Genomic DNA, 1,521 nt, shown 5'->3' with positions numbered 1-1,521 from the left:
TTTGCCCATCGACTTCGTCTGCAGTGACCACGTACGGGCCCATCGGGCAGAAGCCGTCCAGCGACTTGCCGAGAAACCACTGACGATGGAGCTTTTGCAGGTCCCGCGCGGTAAAGTCGTTAATCACTGTGTAGCCGAACACATGGTCCATCGCGTTCGCTTTGGAGATGTTGCGGCCAGCCTTACCGATAACGACGCCAAGTTCGGCTTCATAGTCGAGTTGACTGGTAACGCTCGTGTGGCGAGGAATCTTTTCGCCAGGACCTATGATGGCCGACGCCGGCTTTGTGAAGAGCACAGGCGCTTCCGGCGCGTGCTCACCGTTTTGCGCGCTGCTATCGAAGCCCGAATTCTGAAATTCCGCGGCATGCTCGTGATAGTTTTTGCCCACGCAGAAGATGTTGCGGCGAGGCTGGTCTATCGGAGCCAGCACTTCAGCACCGCTCAAAGGAGTGCCGGACGTCTTGGGCTTCAGGTCAGCCTTTAGATCTGGATATTGTTGTACCAATTGGACCATGTCACCAGAGAAACCAGGCACCAGTGCATCTATGCTCCAGAATGTCTCCGCGTCCGAATCTACAAGGGCAACGACCTTTTGCCCAGCCACTCGTAAGTTTGCAAGCTTCACTTCTCACTCCTTGTTGGTCCATTTGGTTGCGATGTGGTTCTACTGTAGAACCATATTGGCACATATGCAACTGGGGGTAAACCAATGGTTTCACCAATTGGTACCGTTTCGCGTATAATTACTTCAACGGTGAGGAGGGAGAGCAAAAGAATGAGCGACGTTGAAAGTCGTGGCAGCCCGGTTCGGGCGGCCGGCGCGAAGTCCTTGGCGGCGTATCTGGACGAAGAAATCGCGTCTGGTCGGCTGGGCGAGGGGGCGAAGTTGCCCGCGGAGCGTCTTTTGAGCGAGCAGTTTGGAGCGTCGAGAGGGGCCGTCCGGCGGGTGCTTCAGGATTTGAAAGAGCGCGGATTGATTTCCCAGGCCGTCGGAAGCGGCACGTTCGTGCGGCCTGGCGCTGCTAGCACATTCCCTGCGAGAATTCGCGAGCAGGCGGAACCGCGGCCAGAGGACCAGACGAGTCCTGCTGAACTGATGGAAGCGCGACTGCTGATCGAGCCGCTGATGCCACGCCTCATCACGCGTAATGCGACGGGCGCAGATTTCGCGAAGATGATTGAATGCATCGAGCGCTCGGAGGCCGCGCAGACTATTGAGGAGTTCGAGCATTGGGATGGTCAGCTCCACCGAGTTTTCGCACTTGCAACGCATAACTCTTTTTTCCTAAAGATTCTGGAGTTGACTAATCGCGTGCGCGAGCAAGGCGAATGGGGGCGGCTTAAAGCGCGCTCGCTGACTCCAGAACGTCGCAAGGAATATGAGGCCCAGCACCGTGAAATCGTCGAAGCCCTTAGAGACCGCGATACGGATGCAGCAGTGAAGGCGCTTACTGGGCATCTTGTTCAGATTCAGCACAACCTCTTTGGCTAGAAAACCCGGCGCCAATACATGCTCCG

At 56.5% G+C, this 1,521-nt stretch carries 2 protein-coding genes; one reads left to right on the top strand and one right to left on the bottom strand.

Going from position 1 to position 1,521, the window contains the following annotated elements:
• A partial coding sequence (locus AB3X94_RS41610) for a fumarylacetoacetate hydrolase family protein (protein WP_368614446.1) occupies positions 1–628 on the bottom strand: 628 nt, incomplete at its 3' end.
• 150 nt (positions 629–778) lie between these two features.
• On the opposite strand from AB3X94_RS41610, the gene AB3X94_RS41605 reads away from it, so the two are divergent.
• Positions 779–1,495 carry a FadR/GntR family transcriptional regulator gene (locus AB3X94_RS41605; RefSeq protein WP_176107360.1) on the top strand — a complete coding sequence of 239 codons (717 nt, stop codon included), beginning with the start codon at positions 779–781 and terminating at the stop codon, positions 1,493–1,495.
• The last annotated feature ends 26 nt before the right edge of the window (positions 1,496–1,521 follow it).

Origin of the sequence: Paraburkholderia sp. BR10923 (genome assembly GCF_040948765.1) — a bacterium.
Lineage (GTDB): Bacteria > Pseudomonadota > Gammaproteobacteria > Burkholderiales > Burkholderiaceae > Paraburkholderia > Paraburkholderia youngii.
Note: the sequence above shows the minus strand (reverse complement) of the source record. Positions and strands in the feature narration are given on the sequence as shown.

What these genes read in the sequence shown, in the direction of transcription:
- AB3X94_RS41605 (WP_176107360.1), top strand. Translation starts at nt 779, where the DNA reads ATGAGCGACGTTGAAAGTCGTGGCAGCCCGGTTCGGGCGGCCGGCGCG.